The 26,313-nt window shown below is 58.4% G+C and carries 23 protein-coding genes; 9 read left to right on the top strand and 14 right to left on the bottom strand.

From position 1 onward, the window contains the following. Positions 1-116: 116 nt before the first annotated feature. The 3 genes from QRN61_RS16305 to QRN61_RS16315 all read left to right on the top strand — a co-directional run bounded on the left by QRN61_RS16305 (position 117) and on the right by QRN61_RS16315 (position 4,981). A complete protein-coding gene (locus QRN61_RS16305; RefSeq protein WP_285374185.1) occupies positions 117-2,522 on the top strand; it encodes a glucose/quinate/shikimate family membrane-bound PQQ-dependent dehydrogenase in 2,406 nt (801 codons plus the stop codon). A 105-nt stretch (positions 2,523-2,627) separates the two neighbouring features. Next, positions 2,628-3,914 (top strand): carbohydrate porin, encoded by a 1,287-nt coding sequence (locus tag QRN61_RS16310; protein WP_285374186.1) that lies wholly within the window; start codon positions 2,628-2,630, stop codon positions 3,912-3,914. Between the two features lie 164 nt (positions 3,915-4,078). Further along, positions 4,079-4,981: a bestrophin family protein gene (locus tag QRN61_RS16315; RefSeq protein ID WP_285374187.1), complete on the top strand. Its 903-nt coding sequence runs from the start codon at positions 4,079-4,081 to the stop codon at positions 4,979-4,981. A 50-nt stretch (positions 4,982-5,031) separates the two neighbouring features. On the opposite strand, the gene QRN61_RS16320 is transcribed toward QRN61_RS16315, so the two are convergent. The 3 genes from QRN61_RS16320 to QRN61_RS16330 form a co-directional block, all read right to left on the bottom strand. Then, entirely contained in the window at positions 5,032-5,274 is a 243-nt protein-coding gene (locus QRN61_RS16320) for a hypothetical protein (protein ID WP_103367089.1), read from the bottom strand. A gap of 151 nt (positions 5,275-5,425) precedes the next feature. Further along, positions 5,426-6,364, bottom strand: a complete 939-nt coding sequence (locus QRN61_RS16325; protein ID WP_096796010.1) for a LysR family transcriptional regulator — start codon at positions 6,362-6,364, stop codon at positions 5,426-5,428. After that, positions 6,361-7,335, bottom strand: coding sequence for a quinone oxidoreductase family protein (locus tag QRN61_RS16330; protein WP_285374188.1), 975 nt, complete (start codon positions 7,333-7,335; stop codon positions 6,361-6,363). The genes QRN61_RS16325 and QRN61_RS16330 overlap by 4 nt, the downstream gene beginning before the upstream one ends. 322 nt (positions 7,336-7,657) lie before the next feature. Between QRN61_RS16330 and QRN61_RS16335 the strand changes: the two genes are divergently transcribed. Continuing rightward, entirely contained in the window at positions 7,658-7,927 is a 270-nt protein-coding gene (locus QRN61_RS16335; protein WP_096796008.1) for a hypothetical protein, read from the top strand. 176 nt (positions 7,928-8,103) lie between these two features. Here the strand turns inward: QRN61_RS16335 and QRN61_RS16340 are convergent, their stop codons facing one another. The 4 genes from QRN61_RS16340 to QRN61_RS16355 form a co-directional block, all read right to left on the bottom strand. Beyond that, positions 8,104-9,153 carry a hypothetical protein gene (locus QRN61_RS16340; RefSeq protein WP_285374189.1) on the bottom strand — a complete coding sequence of 350 codons (1,050 nt, stop codon included), beginning with the start codon at positions 9,151-9,153 and terminating at the stop codon, positions 8,104-8,106. Between the two features lie 68 nt (positions 9,154-9,221). Further along, complete coding sequence (locus QRN61_RS16345; RefSeq protein WP_183779744.1) at positions 9,222-10,715, bottom strand: DUF1254 domain-containing protein; 1,494 nt, start codon at positions 10,713-10,715, stop codon at positions 9,222-9,224. Between the two features lie 33 nt (positions 10,716-10,748). Continuing rightward, complete coding sequence (locus QRN61_RS16350) at positions 10,749-12,203, bottom strand: DUF1254 domain-containing protein (RefSeq protein ID WP_285374190.1); 1,455 nt, start codon at positions 12,201-12,203, stop codon at positions 10,749-10,751. A gap of 381 nt (positions 12,204-12,584) precedes the next feature. Then, the gene (locus QRN61_RS16355) at positions 12,585-13,016 is read right to left on the bottom strand and encodes a GFA family protein (RefSeq protein ID WP_285374191.1); all 432 of its coding nucleotides are present in this window, start codon (positions 13,014-13,016) and stop codon (positions 12,585-12,587) included. Between the two features lie 42 nt (positions 13,017-13,058). On the opposite strand from QRN61_RS16355, the gene QRN61_RS16360 reads away from it, so the two are divergent. Beyond that, complete coding sequence (locus tag QRN61_RS16360; RefSeq protein ID WP_285374192.1) at positions 13,059-14,015, top strand: LysR family transcriptional regulator; 957 nt, start codon at positions 13,059-13,061, stop codon at positions 14,013-14,015. Positions 14,016-14,071: 56 nt separating this feature from the next. Here QRN61_RS16360 and QRN61_RS16365 read toward each other — a convergent pair whose 3' ends face one another. Both QRN61_RS16365 and QRN61_RS16370 read right to left on the bottom strand, forming a co-directional pair. Continuing rightward, a complete protein-coding gene (locus QRN61_RS16365) occupies positions 14,072-14,485 on the bottom strand; it encodes a nuclear transport factor 2 family protein (RefSeq protein WP_285374193.1) in 414 nt (137 codons plus the stop codon). 130 nt (positions 14,486-14,615) lie between these two features. Then, complete coding sequence (locus tag QRN61_RS16370; protein WP_285374194.1) at positions 14,616-15,533, bottom strand: LysR family transcriptional regulator; 918 nt, start codon at positions 15,531-15,533, stop codon at positions 14,616-14,618. Between the two features lie 109 nt (positions 15,534-15,642). On the opposite strand from QRN61_RS16370, the gene QRN61_RS16375 reads away from it, so the two are divergent. Continuing rightward, the gene (locus tag QRN61_RS16375; protein ID WP_285374195.1) at positions 15,643-16,395 is read left to right on the top strand and encodes an SDR family NAD(P)-dependent oxidoreductase; all 753 of its coding nucleotides are present in this window, start codon (positions 15,643-15,645) and stop codon (positions 16,393-16,395) included. A gap of 130 nt (positions 16,396-16,525) precedes the next feature. Here the strand turns inward: QRN61_RS16375 and QRN61_RS16380 are convergent, their stop codons facing one another. Then, positions 16,526-17,197 carry a lipopolysaccharide kinase InaA family protein gene (locus tag QRN61_RS16380; RefSeq protein WP_285374196.1) on the bottom strand — a complete coding sequence of 224 codons (672 nt, stop codon included), beginning with the start codon at positions 17,195-17,197 and terminating at the stop codon, positions 16,526-16,528. Between the two features lie 456 nt (positions 17,198-17,653). On the opposite strand from QRN61_RS16380, the gene QRN61_RS16385 reads away from it, so the two are divergent. Beyond that, on the top strand, positions 17,654-18,703 hold the full coding sequence (locus QRN61_RS16385; RefSeq protein ID WP_285374197.1) for a 3-oxoacyl-[acyl-carrier-protein] synthase III C-terminal domain-containing protein: 1,050 nt from the start codon (positions 17,654-17,656) through the stop codon (positions 18,701-18,703). A 92-nt stretch (positions 18,704-18,795) separates the two neighbouring features. On the opposite strand, the gene QRN61_RS16390 is transcribed toward QRN61_RS16385, so the two are convergent. From QRN61_RS16390 to QRN61_RS16400, 3 genes are all read right to left on the bottom strand, one after another. Further along, complete coding sequence (locus QRN61_RS16390; protein WP_247267476.1) at positions 18,796-19,863, bottom strand: alkene reductase; 1,068 nt, start codon at positions 19,861-19,863, stop codon at positions 18,796-18,798. A gap of 576 nt (positions 19,864-20,439) precedes the next feature. After that, positions 20,440-20,823, bottom strand: a complete 384-nt coding sequence (locus tag QRN61_RS16395; RefSeq protein ID WP_027611764.1) for a winged helix-turn-helix transcriptional regulator — start codon at positions 20,821-20,823, stop codon at positions 20,440-20,442. An 85-nt stretch (positions 20,824-20,908) separates the two neighbouring features. Next, positions 20,909-21,385, bottom strand: a complete 477-nt coding sequence (locus QRN61_RS16400) for a GNAT family N-acetyltransferase (RefSeq protein WP_285374198.1) — start codon at positions 21,383-21,385, stop codon at positions 20,909-20,911. Between the two features lie 412 nt (positions 21,386-21,797). On the opposite strand from QRN61_RS16400, the gene gabP reads away from it, so the two are divergent. Together gabP and gbdR are read left to right on the top strand one after the other, a co-directional pair. Beyond that, positions 21,798-23,198, top strand: a complete 1,401-nt coding sequence (gabP, locus tag QRN61_RS16405; protein ID WP_285374199.1) for a GABA permease — start codon at positions 21,798-21,800, stop codon at positions 23,196-23,198. 87 nt (positions 23,199-23,285) lie between these two features. Beyond that, on the top strand, positions 23,286-24,377 hold the full coding sequence (gene gbdR / locus QRN61_RS16410; RefSeq protein ID WP_285374368.1) for a choline metabolism transcriptional regulator GbdR: 1,092 nt from the start codon (positions 23,286-23,288) through the stop codon (positions 24,375-24,377). A 60-nt stretch (positions 24,378-24,437) separates the two neighbouring features. On the opposite strand, the gene QRN61_RS16415 is transcribed toward gbdR, so the two are convergent. Further along, positions 24,438-26,297 carry an ABC transporter ATP-binding protein gene (locus QRN61_RS16415; protein ID WP_096795994.1) on the bottom strand — a complete coding sequence of 620 codons (1,860 nt, stop codon included), beginning with the start codon at positions 26,295-26,297 and terminating at the stop codon, positions 24,438-24,440. Positions 26,298-26,313: the final 16 nt, after the last annotated feature.

A 26,313-nucleotide genomic window follows, 5' to 3' on the forward strand; every position in this document is an offset into this window, starting at 1 on the left:
GTCCCCGCTCAGGACGGGGATTTCGCAATGAACAACAGTTCATTACTGAATTAGTGATTTAACTAGGTAGTTACCTATCTATATAATGCACGCCTCATTTCAACGGGACATTCAACGTGAAGCAGAGTCAACGCCTCTCGGGCATATCAAAATTCATTCTGGTCGGGCTGGGGGTGATCATCGCCCTGCTCGGCCTGGCACTTGCGGCTGGCGGAGTGAAGCTGGTCAGCCTGGGAGGGTCGTGGTACTTCCTCGTGGGCGGTCTGGTGATGGCCGTTTCCGGTCTGCTGATCGCTCGCTTCAAGACGGCCGGCGCCTGGCTGTTTGCAGCGTTTCTGGTGGGGACAGCGATCTGGGCGGTGAGCGATGCCGGGCTGGTGTTCTGGCCGGTGTTCTCGCGTCTGTTCATGTTCAGCGCCGTGGGTCTGGCGGTGACGCTGGTCTATCCGCTGCTCAAGCGTGCCAACGGTGATGTTCCGGGTCGTGGCGCTTACGCCGTTGCCGCTGTCTTGGCCGTAGGGCTGGCGGTGGCTGCCGGCAACATGTTCGTTGCGCACCCGACCGTCGCTGCCACCGGCACTGGCCCTGGCCTGACCCCGGTTGAGCCAGACAAGGCGCAAAAAGACTGGGCGCACTACGGCAATACCGAAGGCGGCAGCCGCTTTGCTGCGCTGGACCAGATCAACCGCAACAACGTCGACAAGCTGAAAGTAGCCTGGACCTACCACACCGGTGACGTCGCCGAGAGCGATGGCAACGGTGCCGAAGACCAGCTCACTCCGCTGCAGATCGGCAACAAAGTGTTCATCTGCACCCCGCACAACAACCTGATCGCGCTGGATGCCGACACCGGCAAAGAGCTGTGGAAGAACGCGATCAACGCCAAATCCAAAGTCTGGCAGCGTTGCCGTGGCATGGCCTATTTCGATGCGACCAAGAGCATCGCTCAGCCAAGCAATTCGAGCATCATCGAAGCCAAGCCTGCGCCGGCCGCCAACTGCCAGCGCCGTCTGCTGACCAACACCATCGACGCCCGCCTGATCGCGGTCGATGCCGATACCGGCGAGTTTTGCCAGGGTTTCGGCAACAACGGTCAGGTCGATCTGAAGGCTGGTCTCGGCGACGTGCCGGACAGCTACTACCAGCTCTCCTCCGCTCCGCTGATGGCCGGCACCACTGTGGTGGTCGGCGGTCGCGTAGCCGATAACGTGCAAACCGACATGCCGGGCGGCGTGATCCGTGGTTTCGACGTGATCACCGGCGCCATGCGTTGGGCCTTCGACCCGGGCAATCCGCAGGACAAACAGGCACCGGCCGACGGCAGCACGTATGTACGCAGCACGCCGAACAGCTGGGCGCCGATGTCCTACGATCCGGCGACTAACACCGTGTTCCTGCCGATGGGCAGCTCGTCCACTGACATCTATGGTGTCGAGCGCAGCAAACTCGATCACACCTACGGCGCCTCGATCCTCGCGCTGGACGCCACCACCGGTGATGAACGCTGGGTGTTCCAGACCGTGCACAACGATCTCTGGGACTTCGACCTGCCGATGCAGCCGAGCCTGATCGACTTCACCAAGGACGGCAAAAGCGTTCCGGCGCTGGTCATCGGCACCAAGGCCGGGCAGATCTACGTGCTCGATCGTGCCACCGGCAAACCGTTGACCGAGGTTAAAGAAGTCCCGGTCAAAGCCGCGAACATCCCGAACGAACCGTACTCGCCAACCCAGCCGAAATCGGTGGGCATGCCACAGATCGGTGCCCAGCACCTGACTGAGTCGGACATGTGGGGCGCCACCCCGTACGACCAGTTGCTGTGCCGGATCGATTTCAAATCGATGCGTTACGACGGCCTGTACACCGCGCCGGGTACCGATAAATCCCTGAGCTTCCCGGGTTCGCTGGGCGGCATGAACTGGGGCAGCATCTCCACTGACCCGGTGCACGGCTTCATCTTCGTCAACGACATGCGCCTGGGTCTGTGGATTCAGATGATCCCGTCGCAGAACAAGGCGCAGGCCTCGTCCGGTGGTGAAGCGCTGAACACCGGCATGGGCGCGGTACCGCTCAAAGGCACGCCGTATGCGGTGAACAAAAACCGCTTCCTGTCGGTGGCCGGCATTCCTTGCCAGGCGCCGCCGTTCGGCACCCTGACCGCGATCGACATGAAGACCCAGAAAGTCGCCTGGCAGGTTCCGGTCGGCACCGTTGAAGACACCGGTCCCCTGGGCATTCGCATGCACCTGCCGATCAAGATCGGCCTGCCAACCCTGGGCGGCACCCTGTCGACCCAAGGTGGCCTGATCTTCATCGCTGGTACTCAGGACTTCTACCTGCGCGCCTTCAATAGCGCCAATGGCGAAGAAGTGTGGAAAGCGCGTCTGCCGGTCGGCAGTCAGGGCGGCCCGATGACTTTCGTTTCGCCGAAGACCGGCAAGCAGTACATCGTTGTAACCGCTGGCGGCGCGCGTCAGTCGACCGATCGCGGCGACTACGTGATGGCTTACGCCTTGCCGTAAACCGCAGTGCCCGTGTTGAGCACGGGCGCTTTCTTTTTGCGCGCGGCACCTGAGGGTGCCGCGCCGCTTTCCGATATTGCTACCGCTTTGAGCAGGAAGATCTCCATGTTTGGTTTTACTCGTAACGGCTGGGTCAACGGCGTGCTGTTGGGCCTGACCTGCACCACCCTGCCCGCCTTCGCCGATACCGATTCGAACCTGTTGACCCGCAACACCCTGACCGGTGACTGGGGTGGCCTGCGCCACCAGATGGACCAGGACGGGATCAAGTTCACCGGCGATTACACCGGCGAAATGGCTTACAACGCCGATGGCGGCCTGCACCGTTCCGGCCGTTACTCGCAGAACATCAAGCTCGGCGCGCAGTTCGACCTGAGCAAGTTGTATGGCGTAGAGAACGCCGGCAAGGTTCAGCTGACCATCAACGACCGCCGCGGCAACAGCGCCTCGGAAGATCTGGTTGGCAACCGTCTGCCGATCCAGGAAAACTACGGCGGCCTCTACACCCGCCTGACCGAACTGAGCTATGAGCGCAGCCTGTTCACCCCGGCGCTCAACGTGAAGCTGGGTTACATGGCCATGGGCAACGACCTCGGCGGCCTCGACAGCGGCATTCTGTGCAACTTCATGAACGCCGGTTTCTGCGGCCATCCGCTGAACATGTCCGGCGGCAGCGGCTGGACCAATTACCCGAACGCACACCTGGGCGTGCGGGTGAAATACGACTTTTCGCCGTCCTGGCAACTGCGCGTGGCCGCGTTCAACGTCGATCCGGAAAGCAACGGCAACTCCAGCCGTGCCTGGCATCTGGGCCCGAAACACACCACCGGCACCGTGGTGCCGATCGAGCTGGTGTACAAGCACGCGGGCCAATTGCCTGGCGAATACAAGCTCGGTTACTACTACGACAGCTCCGACGTGAAACGCGTCGGCAGCGACAAGGAAGTCTCCGGCCGTGGCGGTCACTACCTGCTGATCGATCAGGCCGTATGGAGTTCGCCAACGTCCGAGGGCCGCAGCCTGCATGCGTTCGGCCAATACTCGGCGGCCAGCGAAGCGGCTTCGCCATTCAGCAAGTGGTACGGCACCGGTCTGGTGCTGTACAAACCGTTCGAAGGTCGCCCGCGTGACACCGTCGCTCTGGGCTACGGCCGCGCCGTGCCTAACTCGCGCAGCCGCGACGTGCAACAGGACGCTGCCATGGCCAATGGCACGCAGTTCCCGAACCTGGACAGTGGCGAGCAGTTGATCGAACTCGGCTACGGCTATCAGGCCACGCCGTGGCTGACGCTGCGCCCGAACATGCAATACATCATCGAACCGGGCGCGTTTTCCGGGCAGGACATCGACAATGCGTTGGTGTTTGGCTTGCAGGTGAAAGCCTCGCTCTGACTTCTGGCAGAACTGCAGGCAATAAAAAACCCGGCGTAATGACCGGGTTTTTTATTGCCTGAAAATTGTCGTAACCAAGAAGCTCACTCGACACCGAACCTTTACCCCCGAACCAGCGTCGGAGCTAGGGCGTTAACGCTTACCGCTCGCCACGAGGTTTCCGTTTGAAAGCAGCCATCGTCAAAAAATACCGTTTGATCATCAAGACCATGGGCTACGTGGGCTGGTCGCTGTTCTGGTTGTTGCTCTGGGACATCGCCGTCACCGTCGACTTCATGTTGTTCCTGAACGCCAAGATCAACCTGCCGCTGATGCCGCTGACGCTGCTCGGTTCAGCGCTGGTGGTGCTGATCAGTTTCCGCAACAGCAGCGCCTACAACCGTTGGTGGGAGGCGCGCACGCTGTGGGGCATGATGATCAACAGCTCGCGCAGCTTCGCCCGGCAGGTGCTGACGCTGCTGGATGATCCCGACAACGAAGTGAACCCGGTGAAGGCGACGCTGTTGCGCCGCCATGTGGCGTACGTCAATTGCCTCGCGGCGCATCTGCAGGGTCAGCCTTGCCCGGAGGAAGTCCGCGCGTTCATCCCGGCGGATGAGTTCGCCCGCAGCGGCACCACCAACAACTTTGCCAACGACATCCTCACCGGTTCCGCGGCGTTGCTGGCCAGGGAATACAAGGCCGGGCGCCTGGACAGCATTCGGCTGGCACGGCTGGAATCGACGATGGTCGATCTGTCCAACAGCCAGGGCGGGATGGAACGGATCGCCAATACTCCGCTGCCCTACCCCTACGTGTATTTCCCGCGCCTGTTTATCTCGCTGTTCTGCCTGATTGTGCCGGTGGGGCTGGTGGAATCGCTGGGTTGGTTCACCCCGCTGGCCTCGACGGTGGTGGGCTTCATGCTGCTAGCCATCGAACGCATCGGTACTGACCTGCAAAGCCCGTTTCGCCATAGCGAGCACCAAATCCAGATGGAAGCCCTGTGCGAAACCATCGAGAAAAACCTGCAGTCGATGCAGCGTGATTCGCTGGGGGACGTACGCAGGGTTGAAGAAACGGCTTGAACAACGATCTGAGGGATGCCAGGGCGTAAAGCCCTGGCGAGTCGCAGGTTTTACTTCTTCTTTTTCGCCGGCTTGTCAGCCTTCTTTGCATCCTTGGCCTTTTCCGGCTTGCTATCGGCTTTTTTCGCAGACTTTTTCGGTTCGGCGTCTTTCTTCTTGTCTTTCTTGTCGGAAGACTTGGAAAGCGCCGAAGCTGCCGCTGATTTCTTTTCCGGCGAAGACTTTTTGTCTTTCAAGTCCTTGCTGGCTTTCGAAGCGTCGTCTTTTTTGCTTTTCTTCTCGTCTTTAGCCACGTTGACCACCTCTCGGAATGTGCCGGTATTGGCACCGGGCCTGTGCGAATGAACACAAGCTGATCGTTAGGCGTGGGCGTTCGGGCGGGGTTCAGATTATTTAGAGTTGGAGAGCGTTTAACCAAGAGGCCAGCAATTTTTGAAGTGGATTTCAATCAGGCCGGCAAATAGCCCATGGAGGCGCAGGGGTAAACTTTGACTCGATCCACTGTTTGAAAGCTATTACCACGGCGCTGGGAAACTTGGCTGACGGCCTGACCAGGTAAACCCCACCAGCGGTGTCGAGTTGCCAGTCCGGAAGAACGTGAAGCAATTTTCCTGCAGCAATGTCATGGCGCATCAGCCATTCGCCTGCGCCGAGTATCCCTGAATCAGCGCAAGCGGCGGCAAGTAACGATTCGCTGTCGTTGGCCGTGAGGTTTCCTTTTGGCGCGATTGTTTGCAACTCGCTGCCGCGAAAAAGCCTCCATTGCGGAAAAGACGCAAGGCCACTAAAGCGAAGGCAATTGTGCTTGATCAGGTCGTGTGGATGGTCGGGCATGCCATGCTTTTCTATGTAAGCGGGCGAAGCGCCGAGGATCCGGCGGTGGTCACTTAACCGTTTGGCGATCAGTCGGTTGTCTTCCAGTTCTCCGATTCGGATCGCAGCGTCGAATCCTTCGTCGATGATGTCCACCAGGCGTTCGCTATAGTCTGCGAGGATCGAAACGTGCGGATGTTCCTTGAGAAACTCCGGCAACATCGGACCAAGCCAGCGCCGTCCCATGGCTGCCGGCAGTGCAAGCCGCAACGTTCCTCGAACTTCGCTGGCACCTTGCGTCGCCTGCTGTTGCGCTTCATTCATCAGGTTGATGGCCGAGCGCAGATGCTGCTCAAGCTTGGCACCTACTGGCGTAATTCGAACCTGACGGGTTGAACGCTCGACGAGACGCACACCGAGGCGCTTTTCCATGGCGGCCAGTCGTTTCGATACGACGGTTGGGTGTCGCTGCAGGAGCCGACCTGCAGCGACAAACGAGCCTTGGGAGGCAACGGCCAGAAACGCAGCGATTTCGTCACTGTGCTGACTATTCAGAACATCAAGATTCATGGTTTTAGAATGATCGCCCCCGATGACTGCCCCGACTCCAATGCCGTATGCGCCTGCGATGCATCTTTCAGAGCGTAGCTGGCCCAAATCCTGGGCTTGATAATACCTGCGCCTATGGCGGCCAGCACATCCTGCGCCCGTACCTGGTACTCACAGGCACTGGCGGTGTGTGCTGCCAGTGAAGGACGTGTGAGGAACAGCGAGCCTTTAGCATTGAGCGTCGACAGTTCTACAGCCGAGGGCGCACCTGACGAGGCCCCGAACGAAACCATCAGCCCGCGTGGCCGGAGACTATCCAAAGACGCCTGGAAAGACGCACGGCCAATAGGGTCGTAGACCACGTCAACCTTTCTGCCCTGGGTCAGACGGCTGACCTCAGACGCCAGGTTGTCGGCATTGAATACCAACACCTCATCACAACCGGATCTCAGCGCTTTTTCGACGCTGGCCAGTTTTGAAACCACACCAATCACTGTCGCCCCCAAGTGCTTGGCCCATGGCACCATGATTTCCCCCAATCCTCCAGCCACGCCATAGATGAGAACTGTGGTGCCCTGTGCCACTGGATAGGTGGTTTTTAACAGGTACTGCGCAGTGATGCCTTTGAACATGACAGCTGCGGCATCATCGAACGACAAGGCGTCGGGTATCTTCACCAGTCGCTCGGCTGGATAAAGTCGGGCCGAAGCATATGAGCCAATGGGCCCAGTAGCATAAGCGACCCTATCACCAACGTGCACATTGCTGACGCCCTCACCCACGGTGACGACTCGCCCGGCCCCCTCCAATCCGAGTCCGGATGGCAGCGCAACAGGCACCGCACCCTTGCGTTGAGTCACATCGAGGAAGTTGACCCCGATGGCGTCCTGTTCAATCCAGACCTCACCTGGCCCGGGCAATTGTTCGCTCAACGTTTCCAGACTCAACACATCAGGCGCGCCGAACTGATTAAAGCGGATAGCGGATACCATGGTCGTTTCCTCTAAGGTCAGAAGTCTTCCAAACAGATGCCGCTAGTGTGAGAACTGACTTGCCGACGAACAAGACGGGCTGACTGCACGACATTAATGCATGATTTGCAGCAATAACATCATGGAATGGAGCGCTGCATCAGTTGCGGCGCTGTAAATACCAACGGTTCAAAACTGTCAATAGCACAGTTGTGCGACTGTTCCGCAGATAGCGCAGTGATAGGCTTTTCTGGCGTGACATTACGCGAATGCCCGATCTGTTCAGAAGGCAGGTCGGGGCCAATGTTTAAGCCCGCTGTCAGCTAACTGAAAGGATTCGAACATGAAAAAGTCCATGACTACCCTGGCCATCGCCGCGACACTCGCTCTCGCCGCAACGGTCACAAACGCTGCCGTTCATCCAACGACCATCAGTGCTCCACAGACGGTCAAGCAGGCGACCGCCTCGATTGACACGCCTTTCGCAACCCAGCGAAAAGCCGGAGAAATCCAGACGGCCAGCCTGGCCAGAAGCTGCTCTGATGAGCGCTATTCCTGGTGGGAATTCAGTGGCTGGGAAATAATCGCCTGCCTCGGAAGCGGTCAGTGGTAATTATTCAAACGAGTCTGGTGCGTGACTTATGTGCTGAGCACGCACCAGCGCCTGTTGTAGCCAAACGACAGTCCTTACTCTCGGCGATTGAGCCAATGCCGCAACCGCGACTCCGCCCTGCCCCACGCTCCCTCCGCTCTGATACCCCCGCATGCACCCCCGGCTTGGGGTAATCTTCAAAACATAAAGGTAGGTATGACCGGAATGAACGACAGCCGGAAATTCCAGCGGCTGCTGATCAGGTCATCCGGATGAATCGCCGAGTACTGAATCTCCCCGGAAACCCTCACCGGCAACTTGCCGAAATTGAAGATTCGCCCAGCGCCGATCCCGATGGGAAACGTGACTTTGTTGCCGCCCTCGGCCTTCCAGTTGACCGTGACGTTGGGGGTCATGCCGATGCGCCACTGTTCCGGCCCTGGAATCGCCCGCTGAATGAAATACTGCACATTGGTCAGGCTGACGTCCTTGCGCTTGCTATCACCGCCAACCGACCACCAGTGCTGCGGGAACACGCCAAGGGTCCAGTCCGGGCCGAGGTACGCGGCGACGAACGCCGGGCCCAGCGAATATTTGCCCGTACCGAGCACGTCTTCTTCAGCAGTCGGAAACATCGCGGTCGGGCCGAACCCCCAGACCATCTTGCCACCCCCGTCAAAGCGGATCGGCTCCTTGGGCGAAAACACACCGACGTAGGCCAGGTCGCCGAAACCGCTGGTGCGGTCGAACGGGTCCTGCACGACCGAGGTGAAGTCACCGCGATCGTGCAGAATCTCGTTGGGACCCATGCCAATCAGGTTACCGGCCTTGCGGTTGACCGGGGCGCTGACGTAGCTGATCGGCAGGCGGTTGATCAGGTTCCAGTCTTCGCCAAGAGAGATCGGAAAGGTCGGCATGAAACTGTATTTACCGAGCATCCGTGTGCCGTTGCTGTGCGGACCTTTGAGCGCGGTGTAATCGTACTGGTTGAAAAGCAGAACAAGGTTGCCCACCGGGTTGTCCATCAGTCTGGATATCTGTTCGGTGGACGGTTCGCAGCCGGCCTTGACCACTTCTTTCAGGTCAATGTCGAAGTCCTGTTGTAGCTGTTGGCATTTTTCCGGATCGACCCTGGCCCCTGCAACTGACGGGGAACCCAGTTTCGGCAGAGGGCTGGCGGCACAGGCCAAGCCACTGAGCACCGCCCCGCAGAGTGTCAGACTTGATCGAATCCTTATCGATTGCATCGATTTGCCCTCCATTTCACCAGGCGTACTGAAGGCGCAGGGTCCAATTGTTCACGTCTGGGGAGCTTCTATTGTTTGATCAGATCACTTGGCTTCCAGCTCTGGTCAAAAAACGCCTGCTTCGGCCCATACAACCGCACGATCACCAGGAAGCCTTTCTCCGGTACGGTCTTGATCCAGTTCTTGCCCTCGCCCGGCGATGTCGGCCCGAAGTAAATGTCGGTGGAGCCGTCGCTGTTTTGCGCCGGTTTATCCATTTGATTGAGGGACGGGAACGGCTGGCCGTTGTCCAGGCCCGATGCCGTGAGGTTGTCGTAGGCGGTGACCGACCAGAACAACGCCGCCGGGACATTGGCCGGGAGGTTGAGCTTGTAGGTCTGGGCGCCGTCGAGGAACTTGCCCTCGGCGTCGCGGGTGGTGGCGGGATACTTGGCGCCGGCGCCGACCATGTTCATGACCATGCCCGGGCTGTCGGAATAGGCCGAGGTGAAGAACGCCACGCGCTGCTCAAGATTGGTGAAACTGCCGCTGGATTGAAACTCGGTGTTCTCCCCGGCAAAGGTGTTCACGTATTGGCGATCCTTGTAGTACAGCCCCCCCGGCTCTTTGTACAGCAGGTGACTGGTCACCACCTTGCTCATCTTGAACGCGGTACGCGCGGCGTCATCCAGCAGCTTGCGTCGTTCGGCATCCGGGGCAAAGGGCTTGCCCTTCTCGATGCCTAGGGTGTGCAGGAAGCCGCGCATGTCCATGTCCGCCGGATCGACGGCTTCGGCGTCGATGAAACGCGAGAGCATGTCGAAGTAGCGACCGTCTTCGGGGAACAGCATGTTGATCGGTGCGCCGGTGGCGTCGGGGAATTGCATCGGCAGGGCCGAGTCCTTCTTGCCCAGCGGATAAATCTTCGTACGCTCGACTTCGGCTACCGGCACGCTGAGGTCTTTCGGATCCTTGAAAAAGGTCCGCCAGAACAGGAACACGTTGTTGGTGCGCGAGCGATAGACGAATCCCTCGGTCGGCTCCGGCCCTGTGTAATCAGGTGGGAGCAGCACATAGGTGCCGCCCTTGCCTTTGTCGGGACCCGCCAGGCCAACGTCACCGCGCCAGGTTCTGCCGTCGATGGTCGGCCCGACAATCGGGCGCTGGAAGAAGTCATCGAACATGCCCTGCACACCGGGCGGTGCTTCAACCACCAACGGGCCGTACTTCGCCAGATCCAGATAGCTCATGGCGTAGACCAGGTCGGAATTTGGTGTGGTTACCAGAGTCTTGGCGTTGATGCGTTTTTTCCAGGTCGGCAGGATGTTGTAGCCCGCGCCGAACTGCTTCTCCGACGCTTCCTTCATCGACCAGATATTGATCGCCGGCAGAGCCCACAGATACGACTGCACGGCGCGCTGGAACACCAGTTCGTCAATGAGGCTGCGTGCGGTCGCTTCGGTCGGGAAGCCTTTTTCAAAAGGCTGATTGGCCAGTTCTTCATAGCGCGTCGCGGCATCGGCGAGGCCGCTTAGGGAGAGGCTTACGGCCAGGGCCGTCAGTGAGGTGCGCAAACGGTTCATGGGCTGTCCTTATGAACGCAGTTGGAAATCGGTTCAGTTGACCTTGACCACCGCCGGTGGCGTCCACTGGCCATTCATCGCGGCCGCTTCCGGCCAGTAGGCGCGAACATAGAGCGAGAAGTCCGCGCCCTTCGGCGCCGGGAGCCAGTTACTTTCCTTGTTCGCCCCTGGTGAGTCACTCTGCACGTAGAGTGTCAGCGAGCCATCGGCGTTGGTCTTGAGCGACTTGTTCTTGGTGCCGAGGGAATAACGCCCCAACGAGTTTTCGGCGAAGAAATGCTGCTGGTTGTACAGCGTCAGCGACCAGAAACCCTTGACCGGTGGCAGCGCGCCTTTGGGGAAGGTCACGCTGTAGCGCTGCGCGCCGTTGAGTCGGACGCCGGACTCGTCCAGATCCTGATAGAAGTACTTGGTCTCGATCTGTTTGTTGACGAAGATGTTTGACCGGGCAACCGCCGTGCGCAGGAAGTAGTCGGTGCCAAACGCTGCGCCGTTATCGATGGTGCTCCAGTGATTGGGCAATTGCTTCCCGTAGTTGCGGAACTGCAACAACGGCTTGACCACGTCTGCATCAGACTTTTGCGCCTCGTCGATCATGGCTTTTTTCAGCTCGGGATCGCGCTGGGCGATTTGTGCCAGCACCGCCAATTGCGCATAGCGCGCCTCTTCTCCCGGCAGCGGTTTGGCGTCCTTGAGAATCGCCGGCAGCTCATCGAAGAACTTTTCCGGGAGCACCCAACGCGTTTCCTCGTCACCCGCCGCCTCGGCGGGGAATTTCGGCGACTGGCTCCAGTCACGCTGCTTGAGTTTGCCGTCGTATTTGGACAGCGGGTACATGTCGATGCCCGACAGATAGTGCTGAATAGCCTTGCGATCTTCGGCCGTATCGTCCTGGAAGACCCGCGGAATCACGAAACCGGTGTTGGTCTTTGCACGAAAGACCTGGGTGATGCCCTCAGGCACCTTGCCGTTCCAGTCCGGCCCCACCAACAGATAGAAGCCCGGTTTGGTGGCGTACATCTTTCCTAGCTCGGCGAAGCTGTCGGAGCGCAGGTCCACCACCTGATAAACCCAAAACCGGTCGCCAAAGTTCGGGACCTGAATCACCACCGGTTCGATATCCAGCGCAATGCTGCCCGCACCGTAGACCACATCCTGGTTCGGACAAGCCACCAGGCGTTCCCCCGGTGAAATGTAGTCGGTGAGCATCGACAGATGGTTGATCGGCGCCACGGGCACGATGCCCCCCATCAACCCGGCCTGCGGCAGATCCTTGAACTTCAGGCGGCGATTATAAATATTGGCCATCGGCCAACCCCAGAAATAAGCCTCCCGCGCCATCATCCGTACGTAGGTTTCGGTCACCTTCACATCGGCTTCGGGGCCGGATACCGGTACTACTGGCGAGGTCTGTGCCTGCACGGCAACCGCGCCGAGCAATACCGCGGTAGCGAACAGACCGCTGGCGAATAAAGGTGTTTTGTTCATACGGAAGGCATCCTTGCTTGGGACGGTTTCTCGGTGAATCAATCTTCCAGCGACAGATTGAACATTAGAAAAACCTAGCAGAGGAAATGAGATCGGCCAGAAAAGGTATGAAAAATTAAGATCCTATTTCCATTTCTGATAACTGCTCCTCAGCTCTTGGCCGACATTCCAGGCTGAGGGCAAGAACTCTGATAAGGATCGCGACGGAAGAAAGGCATCACAGTGCTCGTGCAGCTGTAATGGCCCAGAGCAAGCGTTTTTTGACCAGCGCTGGAGGACGCATGATTTGATTCGATCAATAGAGATGAAGTGTGCTGCCCCCTTATCCAAGGGGCAACGTACAAGCGTTGGTGAGTATTGTTAAGCCACCATCTTGCTTCTTTACCCGAGTGCGCTGGCAAACGCCTGGGGCGTCGGGCTCTCCTCCCATTGTGCAACGCCTTGCGGCAGAACCAGCCAGGGTTGCTTGCGTCGCGTCCAGATATGCGCCACCGGCGTGAAGTGTTCCGTACCTTCCAATACTCCCGCCCGCACCACACGCATGCCGGGCGCGGCGGTTGTCTCGTTGAACAGTCGGGTATGGCACTCGCCGCAGACATGTTGCGTGGAGGTCTGCCCTTGGTATTCGCGTACAAAGGTCGCCGTTTCGCCCTTCACCTGCACTGCCGAAGCCGGGCATAGCACGTGCAGACCGAACGCGCTGCCGCTCCAACGCTGACAGTTCAGACAATGACAGGCATACAGCGGTGGCAGTTGCTGCGCCTCGATTTCGATGCTGACGCGCCCACACAGACATTGACCGGTGAATCTCATGCGTTGACTCCTTACAATGACGCCCGGATAAGTTCGGCGCGCATGATCCCTTTTCACACGCTCGAGCAGAAGAGCAAAAAAGGAGCAGCTGTTGGTCAAGAATGTATGAGCGGTCTTGAATGGGAAAGCCAGCAGGTGTTCCTTGCGGTGCTGCGCTCGGGCAGCCTGAGCGGTGCCTCGAAGTTGTTGGGGATTGCGCAGGCCACGGCCCGCCGACGCCTCGATCATCTTGAGCAGACACTCGGCTTGAGCCTGTTCACCCGCACGCCCTCAGGCCTGACGCCTACGAGTGGGGCGCAGCGCCTCATCGATCATGTCGAAGCCATGGACCTCGCCGCGCAAGCCTTCAGCCGGGCGGCCAGCGCTGAAACGTCGGTGGACCACGGCACGGTGCGGCTGACCTGTGGCGAATTGCTGGGAGTGGAGGTATTGCCCGCTTTACTGCGGAACTTCCATTACGACCATCCTGGACTGAAGCTCGAATTGAGCATCGGCGACGCACTGGAAGACATCGCCAGGCTGCAATCGGATATAGCCGTACGCCTGATGCGTCCGATGGAGGCCGATATCGTGGTGCGGCGGGTCGGCAGCTTGCGGATCGGCGTCCATTCCAGTGCCGAGTGCCTGGAGCGTTATGGTGAGCCCGTCAGCCTGACGTCGCTGCGCCAGCGGCCGCTGATCGGGCCAGACCGTCGCTCAGCTGACTTGCGTCGCTTGGTCGACGCCGGGCTGTGTGAAGCCGATCAGCATTTCGCGATTGCCACGGATCACCACCTTGCGCAACTGGCTGCATTGAAAGCGGGATTGGGCTTCGGTCTTTGCCCGATACCTATCGCCAGAAATCATGGGCTGATTCACGTATTGCCAGACAGCTTCGGCTTCGAGGTCGAAGTGTGGATCGCGATGCACAGTGACTTGCGCAAAATCAAACGGATCGCCAAGGCGTTCGAAGTGGTAGGTGAGGAACTGCATCATTATCTGCGCTCGAACGCCCACTGAGGGAAGTGATCCATGCCAGCACCAGTCCCTGCCCGCCATACCGGGATAATCGCGATTTATTGGTCTCGCTCTGAATCAACCGGCGCGAACGCTTTGGCAGCGGCCACGGTATCCAGAGATTCGCGCAGCAGCTGAATCTTGCCGTCTTTGGCCACCAGGCGGCCGGCGTACATTTGCCGGTAGATGCGCCCAGTGGCAGGCACCAAGGCCTCTACGCTGTATTCGGCAAACGCCTGGTCGGGTGTGTCGATCAGAAAGTGAACGTTGCGAAATTTGAAGTCCGGCACTTTACCGAGCAATGAGCCGATGAAACTCTCAATGGCGGCGGGGCCTTGCACACGGTGGGGAATGCCCAGCGACTCCAGGTAGGGCAACTCCAGCACACCATCCTCCGCGAAAAGTACTGCCGCCAGGTGCGGCGTCTGGATGGCATCCAGGTAGTTTTGAAGTAATTCCACGGCATTTTTCATGACGACTTTCTCCGAAACGCATAAGGGATGGGCACGCTGCAGGTGCTGACCTGATCACGTTAGGAGATCCCTTTGATTTCAAAAATAGACGTTAATGAAAATCATCGTTTCATAATTGAAAGCCAACGCCTCATGACGGCCATCGCCATTCAGGCTGGCTTAGATGCTCGGCAAAGAAGTCCGACAGCGCTTTGATTTTTACCGGCCGGGTACGTGCCGAAGGGGTGACGAAATACAAACCGCCACGGGCCATGCTCCATTGCGGTAACACCACCACCAAGCGCCCGTCTTTCAAGTACTCGCTGGCGATAAATTCCGGGAGTTCGGCGATAGCCAAGCCCTCAAGCAACACCGGCAATAGCGCATCCGAGTTGGTCACTCTTAACGGGCCGCTGGGCACCACGTCTTCTTCGCTGCCGTCTTTATGGGTGAACCGCCACACTTGGCTGCGGGCCCGGTAGGCATAACTCAGGCACGTGCGGGACGCGAGTTCGCGGGGGTGGCCAGGATGGCCATAAGCGTCCAGATAAGCCGGCGAGGCGACCAGGTATTGAGTGACGGCACACAGGCGCCGTGCAACCAGCGAGGAATCCGGTAATACGGCAATGCGTAACGCCGCATCAAAGCCATCGGCGATCAGGTCAACCGAGGCATCCGAAAGGTGCAGGTCAATCGACAGCTCGGGATACTGGCGCAGCAACTGCGGCATCAGTGGTGCCACCCAACGCAAGCCAAACGACATAGGTATCGCCAAGCGTACTTGGCCGCGGGGCTGGACCGATAAATCCTGAGCCTCGCTTTCCACCTCTTCAGCCTGCCGATAAATCTCACCCGCCTTGGCCGCCATGCTCGCGCCGAATTCGGTGAGTGCCAGTTGCCGCGAGGTGCGGTTGAACAAGCGCCCGCCCAGACGCTCCTCCAACCGTGCGACAGCTCGCGATACCGTCGGCACCGACACGCTCATGACCCGTGCCGCGCCGGCGAACGAGCCCTCTTCGGCTACCTTGGCAAACATCGCCAACCCTTCAAAATCCGGAAGTCTGCTCATTTCATTTCTGCAACGATAGGTTTCAGACAATTCTATTTTGAAAGTTTTTTCCCGTCGATAAGCTTCCCCCACACCGCAACTCACTCAATCGAAATACGGGAGAAACACCATGACTGACAAACTCGAAGGCAAAATTGCATTGGTTACCGGCGGCACCTCAGGCATCGGTCTGGCCACTGCCAAACGCTTCGCTCAGGAAGGCGCTCACGTCTATATCACGGGCCGTCGTCAAGCCGAACTGGACGCTGCTGTCGCCGCGGTTGGCAACGCCACCGGCGTTCAGGTGGATTCCGCCAACCTTGATCAGTTGGACGCGTTGTATCGCCAGATTGGCGCAACCCACGGCCGAATCGATGTGCTGTTCGCCAATGCGGGTGGCGGATCGATGCTGCCACTGGGTGACATCACTGAACAGCAGTACGACGACACCTTCAATCGCAACGTAAAAGGCGTGCTGTTCACTGTGCAAAAGGCACTGCCACTGCTGGCCCAAAAAGCCTCGGTGATTCTCACCGGCTCTACGGCGGGCAGCTCGGGCACCGCCGCATTCAGTGTGTACGCCGCGTCCAAAGCCGCCGTGCGTTCATTTGCCCGCAACTGGATTCTGGACTTGAAAGACCGCCAGGTGCGCATCAACACCATCAGCCCCGGCGCCACCCGCACGCCTGGCCTGGTTGAATTGGCCGGCCCCGATGCCGCTCAGCAGCAGGGCTTGCTCGACTACATGGCCTCGCTGATCCCCATGGGGCGTGTCGGTGAAGCTGACGAAATTGCCAGCGCCGCGTTGTTCCTGGCCTCCGATGACGCCAGTTTCGTCAACGGTATCGAGCTGTTTGTTGACGGTGGCCAGGCGCAAATCTGAGCAGCCAGCGGGCGACTGTCGCGGTCGCCCGCCACCCCACGCCTGAGTGTGTGCATTACCAACCCGGACTGCGTTCGCTGGTGCTATTGTCAGGCGCAGATTGAGCGGGTGTCACTGCCGCACAATCTTTTTACAGGGTTCTGCCAAGGGCTTGCTCATAGCTCGAAAGGAAATGCCGCCACTGCGACTCATCCCAGAAAGAATGCCGTCTGAGTTGAGGAATGTCGTGACGCGCCGCGCCCATTGCCGTAGCACGACCGCGAGATTTCTCCAGGTCAAGCAGCGCCAGTTCGAAATCGAAGTCTGTGTCGGTAATCGACGCCTTGATAAAGATGTGTTTGGAACGCATGCAACCGTGCTGCCATTTGCCCGAATGCATCCGCGCCAGCATTTGCGCCAAACGTTCAAGAAGTCGCAGATGTTGCTCTGTGGTCAACAGGCTTGCAGCGCCCTGGCTATACCAGGTATCCAGATCGATGAAGCCGCCCAGGTCTTTGGTAACCAAGACACCCTGCCATACGCCGTCGACTTTTCTCGCGCCATAAAATACCGGTCTTGGCGCATTCACGCCCAGCTCTTCGAGTCTTGAAAGGGCAACGCCTTCACGCAATGCGGTGGGTCGGCCAGTGGGGTAACGGAGACTGCGGAACAAATGGCCGGTCTGGCGCTTTACGAAAAACGTCTTGTCACCTTGAACAATCAGTTGGACACCACTGGTGCCGCTGCGGCGCACATTCGGCGGTTCCACCCACGACCCGGACGTACCCCACCAGAAATCAAATTCATCGCCTGCCCTGCCCATTGTGCGCTCCATTTATTGTAGAAATTGTTTCGTGCGACGTTTGCATGAGGGTCGCAACAGCAGCTCAGTCTGTTGGTGGACGTTAATAGTTCCCTCGGTTTTCGAGGATTTTAGGGCCAGCTTGGGGCTTTTACGCAACCACGTGACGAAAATTGGCTATTGAGGGGTGTTTATCCCTTCAGGCGTGTCCTTTTCGCCGATAGCCGATGACATCAAACACAGATGCCAACCGCGTCGCGAGGGTCCGCCCGACTGTTTTTTTCGATTAACTTGAAAGCCGTTAAATTGACCCAGGTCATGATTCAATTCGATTGAGGGAAATAACGAACAACCTTCTTGATCGGCGTTTTCTTTGTGCTAAAAGTATTGCCGCCAGTGGCTCCTTACAGGGATGAGTAAGGGTTTGCTCATCCGCAGCCATTGCCCACGGATGCATACTTTCAACAAGGAAGTCATATGAAAATAGTTGGGCTGTCCGGGATTCTCCCGTCACGCATTATCAGCAATCAAGACGTTATAAACCTGGTCGAGGAACACTCTAAAGATACGTTCCAGGAAGACTTGCCAAAAACCTTGAAGACCATCAGCAAGTTGCTTGAAAAAAGCGGCAGCGGCACGCGTCACTGGCTGGGCGCCGACGAAACGCCGATGGAACTGATGGAGACTGCATTCAACTCGGCGCTCGCTCAGGCCAATATCGACAAGACCGACCTGGATCTGTTGATCTATCCGAACGTCACGCGAGGCTTCATCGAGCCGGCCAACAGTACGTTCATCGCCAAGGCGCTGGGGCTGAGTTGCAGAAACTTCGATGTGGTGGACGCCTGTAACGGCTGGGTGACCGCCATGGATGTCATCAACAGTAAAATGCAGGCCGGCGAGATCCGCTACGCGGCAATCGTCAACATGGAATTTGGCATGTCTGCTGGCGGGCCGGTGATGCCCAAGAACTTCTCTTTGCAGTCGTCGGCGGAACTGGCTTACAAGTTTCCGAGTTTTACCATTGGCGAAGCAGTCACCGTCACCATCCTCAGTCAAGAGGCCCCGGGCAACTTCAAGTTCTCGTACATCAACCGGCCGGACTTGAGTGACTTGTCGACCATCTCCCTACCGGACTGGAAACTGTTCTGCAATGAGGAGGATATTCCCCGTATTGCACCGACCGGCGGGCAATATCAATTCAACTCCTACGCGGCAGCCTTGCATGAAGATGGTCGCAATGAAGCGATCAAAGTCTTCAATCTGCAAAACATCTCTGCAGCAGATGTTCATAAAGTGTTTATTCATACCGGTTCGCCAAAGATGTGGGAGCACATTGGGCAACTGATCGGTATTGATCACAAGCTGCACCACGTCGGGCATAAGACCGGCAACATCATTACCGCGTCCATCCCCTACGGGATCTTCGATGCGATCAGTCGGGGCGAAGCCGAGAACGGGCAGTTTTGCATGGGCTGGGCGGGCAGTGGCGGGATGGTCTTCTCTGCGTTGTCATTTACTCTGTAAGGCCTGAAGCAACTTGCCGTCCTGAGGCGGCAAGTTGCTCGTCCATGATCAAACTGTTGGTCGGTACCAAAACGAAAATCGCGCTTCGATCTCTAGGCCAGCGGCGGGTAGTCGGTGTAGCCCTCTTCCGAACCACTGTAAAAAGTGGAGGCATCCGCAGTAGCCAGCGGCGCATCAAGGAAGAAGCGTTCCGGCAGATCAGGGTTGCTGATGAACAGTGTGCCAAATGTGACTGCATCGGCCAGGCCGGTTTGCAGGGCCTGTTCCGCGGACTTCCGATCATAACCAACATTCAACACGAAAATTCCTGAGAACCGCTGGCGAGCCCCGGGCGCCAAGGGTTTCGCGCCTTCCGGTAGAGTCCCGGGTTCCATGAAATGCAGAATTCCAACGTTTCTACTTTCCAGCGCTTCTACCGCGTACATGTAGGTCTGCTCGAGATTGGAGTCGCCCATGTCATTGTACGGAATGCGCGGCGACAGCCTGACCGAGATACGGGCCGGTCCGAAGACTCTGATCGCGGCGTCCGTGGCTTCAAGCAAGAACCTCGCCCGCTTCTCAATGGTACCGCCATATTCGTCGGTGCGTTTGTTTGAGCCGTCCTCCAGAAACTGCGCGGGCAGATAACCATTGGCACCGTGTATCTCTACACCATCAAAGCCCGCATCTTTCGCGGCCTGTGCAGCTTTTTCGTAGTCCGCAATGGTGGACTTGATTTCATCAATGGTCAGTTCGCGTGGGGTCACCGAGGGTTTGATGCCTTCTGGCGTGAACGCCTGGCTATTGAAGGGGACTGACGATGGCGCGACCGGGAGTTCTCCACCATGAAAATCAGGATGAGATGCTCTACCGGTGTGCCAAAGCTGGGCGAAAATGAGGCCGCCGGCTTCATGAACTGCCTGAGTTACCTTCTTCCAGCCCGCAATCTGTTCAGGCGTATAGATCCCTGGGGTATTCGTCCAGCCGACGGCCTGGGCGCTGATCTGGCTGCCTTCGGTAAAAATAAGGCCCGCCGAGGCACGCTGTGCGTAATAGGTCGCAGTCAATTCGTTGGCCACCTGATCCTTGGATCGACCTCTTGTCATCGGCGCCATGAACACCCGATTTCTGAAAGTGAGCTCTTCGTTGTTCAAGGGGGTTAGAAGCTTAAAATTTCCCATACTTTCCTCAGAATAAATTTATTGAATGTCTGCCCGTGCCTAACGATTTCTCAAGTGCGGCTCGACCAAAGAAATGCTTCTGTCGGATGCTCGATTGGCTGGCTGCAAGCCGCCGGCAAGAGTGGCGAACGAAGGGTCCGGTTCGGACCGCTTCCCTCAAATGAGGACAGTCGACAAGGTATCAATAATAAACCTGGCGTCAATTAGGCACCGTTCGTACACCTGGTAGGTCTGAGGATACCTACCGTCAGGAAATGGTCGGCGGCGTATGGGCTGGCGAGCCGTATACAGTGGCCTCGGGCGCAAGAGCAGGACGCTCTGCGTTCATGATCGAACGGCCTGAGCAATCGATGTGAAGGTTCGGTTGAAGCAGGTATCGAGATTGATTGCCCGCGGTTGAAAGGCAAAAACCAGCGCACTGCCAACAACAAAAAGTGTTAGCAGAGTTTCATGCTTACCAGATCGCGCTGGTTCGATTGAGATCTTCGATGTTTTTCAAGCCATCGGATGACAAGTCCCGAAGCGCAGCATGGGCGGCCGACAACGCGTTCACGTAATCCAGTGAAGCAACCTTCCCTACGTACTGGTTGGTCCGATTGCAGCGGCGTCGAACTTCTGCCGGGCAGCATCAACCTCCGGCAACTTGGCGAGCGTCCATTCATGCAGTGCTCGAAAAGGTTGTTGCAGCGTGCGGCCCAGCGGCGTGATTTGGTACTGCACCGCGACTGGCGAAAGCGAAATCACCTCGCGCGATACCAGGCCGTTGCGCTCCAGCCGGCGCAGACATTGCGTGAGCGCTTTTTGGGTGACGCCTTGCAGGCGACGACGGATCGCGTTGAAACGTTGCGGACCGTCATCAAGCACGGCTAATACCATCATCGACCATTTATCAGCGATCTGCTCGAATAAAGCCCGGCTAGGGCAGTCGGACGAGAAGCACAGCGGTTCGAGTTCAAGCATGGCGGTTTCCTTCTGTATACCCTGGCGCTCTAAGGCGCGAGATTGACGCCAAGTTTACTGGATATACCGAGCCTGAGAACGCTTTCTACCATTGTTTCGCCGGAACACTCTGACGCACATAATAATTGTCGAATTCACTGCTTTCCGTGAATTGGAAGCCATGGCGGGTATAAAAGCGATTCGAAGCACTTTCTTTGAGAGCGCCAACTTTAACAGGGAGCGCAGCCGCATCCGCCTCTTTGAAAATCTGAGTGAGAACAGCAGCCCCTACACCTGATCCTTGCGCGCTCGGTCTCACATACAAGTGGTCGAGCAAGAGTTCATTGAGGTGATGCTTGACCACTACAAAACCAACCCTCTCTCCAGATACCTCGATATAGCGTGTGTTGCGAGCGTCAAAACCGCCAAGAAACCGCTCTCGCGCACGCACCGGATCAAATCGCCCGACACGCTCCAGACTTTCGCGCATGGCCTCAATTCGAATGGCTACAAGATTTTCCAGGTCGCTTGTTTGAGCCGGGACCAAAATGACTGGGAAATTTTGATTGGGTGCGACGGGCATAGGTTGTGCTCTATTTACCATCCTGGAAGGCCAGTATAGAGAGCCTGACTTGTGGGGCCCAGTTTGGCTTCACCGTCGAATTCAGGCACCCATCTCAAAAACGAACATGACTTGGTCAATCTGGATTTTGATTGCCAGAGCCATGCGTGACCGAAAGGTCTCCAATACGACCTCATGGTATTCACATGTCGATATCAGACACGATCATGGCGCAATCAGGCTATTGAATCGGCTGCAAGGCCGGCTAAGGTGCCGTGTCTTCCTATCAAAACAATCCCGGTCAGATCATGGGGTTGATAAGAACTGCGGCGGTTGGACGGGCTTCTCTCGGGAGTTCAGCAGGCAACGATGGTGACCGATCGTGTGCCCGTTCAATGGCTTAAATGTCGATCAGCAGAGAATAAAAATACCGATGATCAGCCCGAACTCCATGGATTCGAGTAGCCAATTGGCGCAGGGCTTCAAGCCTCGTCACGTCACAATGCTGTCCATCGCCGGGATTATCGGCGCCGGTTTGTTCGTCGGTTCAGGACACGCGATTGCCGCAGCAGGGCCGGCGGTGCTTCTTGCCTATCTGTTTTCAGGTCTGCTTGTCGTGCTGGTCATGCGCATGCTCGGCGAGATGGCGGTGGCCAATCCGGACACCGGTTCGTTCTCCACCTACGCCGACCAGGCCATCGGCCGCTGGGCCGGTTTTACCATTGGTTGGCTGTACTGGTGGTTCTGGGTGTTGGTGATTCCCATCGAAGCACTGGCGGCCGGGCATGTGCTGCACCAATGGTTTCCGCAGGTCGATGCCTGGCTGTTCGCGTTGGGATCGATCGTTGCGCTGGTGGTGACCAACTTGTTCAGCGTGTCCAAGTATGGTGAGTTCGAATTCTGGTTCGCCATGGCCAAGGTTGTGGCGATCATCGGCTTCATCGGGGTCGGTTTTGCCGTGTTGATGGGCTGGGTGCCCGACCGCGAAGTCAGCGGGTTGAGCGGCCTGATGGCCGAGCACGGCGGATTTGCGCCCAACGGCTTGTCGGCGGTGGTCGGCGCTTTCATCACGATCATGTTCAGCTTCATCGGTACGGAAGCGGTGACCATCGCAGCCGCCGAATCGAATAACCCGGCGCAGAACATTGCCAAGGCTACCCGCTCGGTGATCTGGCGCATCGGCGTGTTCTACCTGCTGTCGATCTTCGTGGTCATCTCCGTAGTGCCCTGGAATGATCCGCTGCTGGCCTCGGTGGGCTCGTATCAGCGCGCCCTGGAAATCATGAACATTCCAAACGCCAAGTTCATGGTCGACGTTGTCGTGCTGATCGCCGTGGCCAGTTGCATGAACTCCTCGATCTACATTGCCTCGCGCATGCTGTACTCGCTGGGCCGTCGCGGCGATGCACCGAAAACGCTGAAGACCACTTCCGCGGCCGGTGTGCCACGCGCCGCCGTGATCGCCAGCACCGTGCTGGGTGCGTCGATCACTGTGTGGAGCTACTTCATGCCCGCCGGGCTGTTCGAGTTCCTGCTGGCCAGTTCCGGGGCGATTGCCTTGCTGGTGTACCTGGCGATTGCGGTGTCGCAGCTGCGCATGCGGCGGATATTGCAACAGCGCAAGGTCGAGCTGACCTTCCGCATGTGGCTGTTTCCATGGCTGACGTGGCTGGTGATCGGCTTCATCTGCGCGGCGCTGGCGGTCATGATGATTACTCCGCAGCACCGCACCGAAGTCACCACCACCATTGGCCTGGCGCTGGCAATCTCCTTTATCGGCCTGATGACGTCGCGTCACCCTGCCCCGGCGGCACGCGCGACGTCGGTGGGCTAGGCGTTCACGCCGAAGCCGATATTCCCTTGGCGAAGACCAAGGGAATGACCGACGCCTGCATCTCAGACCGGTTCCTGTGAGGCCATGATGTCATCGACCCCCTCCGTGGCCGACGGTACGACCCAATCCGTCGGGTTTCTGCTGTTGGATAAATTCACCCTCATGTCGCTGGCATCCGCCGTCGAACCGCTGCGCATGGCCAATCAATTGTCGGGGCGAACGCTGTATCGCTGGCATACCTTCAGCGCCAATGGTGCGGCTGTTTGGGCCAGCGACGGGGTCCCGATCACGCCGGATGGCTCGTGGAGCAACCCCGGCGTGGCGGACACGGTGATTGTTTGCGGCGGGGTCGGCATCCAGAGCGTGATCACCCGCGAGCACACATCCTGGCTGCAATCCCTGGCCCGGCAATCCAGACGCTTGGGCGGTGTGTGCACCGGTAGCTGGGCACTCGCCAAAGCCGGGTTGCTCGACGGCTATGAGTGCAGCGTGCATTGGGAGTTTCTGGCGGCCATGCAGGAAGCTTTCCCACGCGTCAACGTCAGCACCAGCCTCTTCACCCTCGACCGCAACCGCTTTACCAGTTCCGGAGGAACAGCGCCGCTGGACATGATGCTGCACCTGATCGCCCGCGATCATGGTCGTGAATTGTCCGCCGCCATCTCCGAGATGTTTGTTTACGAGCGCATCCGCAACGAGCAGGACCATCAACGCGTACCGCTCAAGCATGTGGTCGGAACGCATCAGCCCAAGCTGCAAGAAGTCGTTGCGTTGATGGAGGCCAATCTTGAGGAGCCGATCGAGCTGGACAACCTTGCCGAATACGTCGTTCTGTCACGCCGACAGCTGGAGCGGTTGTTTCAGAAATACCTGCAATGCACGCCGTCACGCTACTACTTGAGGTTGCGGCTGATTCGCGCGCGACAACTGCTCAAGCAAACCTCGCTGTCGATCGTGGAACTGGCGTATGTCTGCGGATTTGCCTCCACACCGCATTTCTCAAAATGCTATCGCGAGCACTTTGGGGTGCCGCCGAGCGACGAGCGCTCAGGTTCTGCAATGAGTCGTAAACGGGCAACGCCGCCGTCATCGATCAACACGCTGACAACGCTCGATCAGGCGAGAAACGAATCGACGTTTGCCAGTGTTCGAATGATGGCGAGTGCCGATCTGGCTTGAATAAACCAAAGCAAATTGGCCGGGGACACCCAAGATGCCCCGGCCATGCGCCCTGCCCGTTTACGCCTGATCCAAGGCCTCCACCACGCCTTTGTCTTCCCCAAGAAACCCGCCACTCTGATGCGCCCACAGGCGCGCATACACACCGTTCTTCTCCAGCAACTCCGAATGAGTGCCCTGCTCGATGATGCGCCCGTCGTCCATGACAATCAGCCGATCCATCGCTGCAATCGTCGACAGTCGATGTGCGATCGCGATCACGGTCTTGCCCTGCATCATGTCATCGAGGCTTTCCTGAATCGCCACTTCGACTTCCGAGTCCAGCGCGCTGGTGGCTTCGTCCAGCAGCAGGATCGGCGCGTTCTTCAGCATCACCCGGGCGATCGCCACCCGTTGCCGCTGGCCGCCGGACAGCTTGATCCCGCGCTCGCCCACCAGGGTGTCATAGCCGGTATGGCCCTGACGGTCGCTGAGTTGGCTGATGAACTCGTCAGCCTGCGCATTGGCGGCGGCGCGGCGGATCTGTGCGTCGGTGGCATCGGGCCGGCCGTAGGCGATGTTGTCGCGAATCGAGCGGTGCAGCAGCGAAGTATCCTGCGTAACCATGCCAATGGCACTGCGCAGGCTGTCTTGAGTCACGTGCGCAATGTTCTGGCCGTCGATACGAATCTCGCCGCTGTCGACGTCATAGAAACGCAGCAGCAGGTTGATCAGCGTCGATTTGCCGGCACCGGAGCGGCCCACCAGACCGATTTTTTCACCGGGACGAATGCTCAGGCTCAGGCCATCGAGCACCTGACGCTCGCCACCGTAGTTGAACTTCACCTTGTCGAAAGTCACCGCGCCGCCGGAAGTCACCAGCACGCCGGCATCCGGTGCGTCTTGCACTTTGGTGCCTTGGGTCAGCGTTGCCATGCCGTCCTGGACGGTGCCGATGCTTTCGAACAGCGAAGTCATCTGCCACATGATCCAGTTCGACATGCCATTGATCCGCAACGCCATGGCGGTGATCGCTGCTACCGCACCGGCGCCGACATCGCCCTGGTGCCAAAGCCACAGGGCGTAACCACCGGCGGACATGATCAACGCCACCACCAAGGCCTGATTGACGATCTCGAACAGGCTGACCAGACGCATCTGGCGAAAGCCAGTCTGCTTGAAATCTTCCATCGCCGCCCGCGCAAAATGTGCTTCGCGGTTGGAGTGGGAGAACAACTTCACCGTGGTGATGTTGGTGTACGCGTCGGCGATACGCCCGGTCATCATCGACCGCGCGTTGGCCTGTTCTTGGCCGACCTTGCCCAGGCGCGGCACGAAGTACCACATGGCCAGACCGAACAGCACGACCCAAGCAAGAAACGGCAGCATCAGCTTCAGCGCAAAACCGCCAGCCAGGGCAATGATCGCGATGAAGTACACGCCAATCCCCGGCAAGATCTCGATCATGGTGAACAGCACGTCGCGCACCGCCAGCGCCGTCTGCATGACCTTGGTCGTGACCCGGCCGGAGAACTCGTCGGAGAAAAACGAAAGGCTCTGCCGCAGCATCAGCCGATGGAAATCCCAGCGCAGGCGCAGCGGCAGGTTAATCGCCAGAATCTGGTGCTGGACCATGGTGCGCAACGCCACCAGCCCGACACTCAAGACCATGACGATACCCATACCCCACAACACGCGGCTCTCCTGCACCGCCGCTTCGCCGCCGGCCTGCCACGTCGAGAGCAGATCGACGACCTGGCCGAGGAAGGAAAACAGCCACGCTTCATAGACCGATACGGCGGCGCTGAGCAACGCCAGTGCCAGAATGTAGCCGCGAGCGCCGCGAGTGCAGGCCCAGAGAAATTTAGCCAGACCGTTGGGTGGCGGTGGCACCTCGTCAGGCGGGAAAGGGTCGAGTCTTCGTTCAAACACACGAAGCATGATGTTCTCCTGAACG

Origin of the sequence: Pseudomonas sp. lyk4-TYG-107, assembly GCF_030209055.1 — a bacterium.
Taxonomy (GTDB): Bacteria; Pseudomonadota; Gammaproteobacteria; order Pseudomonadales; family Pseudomonadaceae; genus Aquipseudomonas; species Aquipseudomonas putida_A.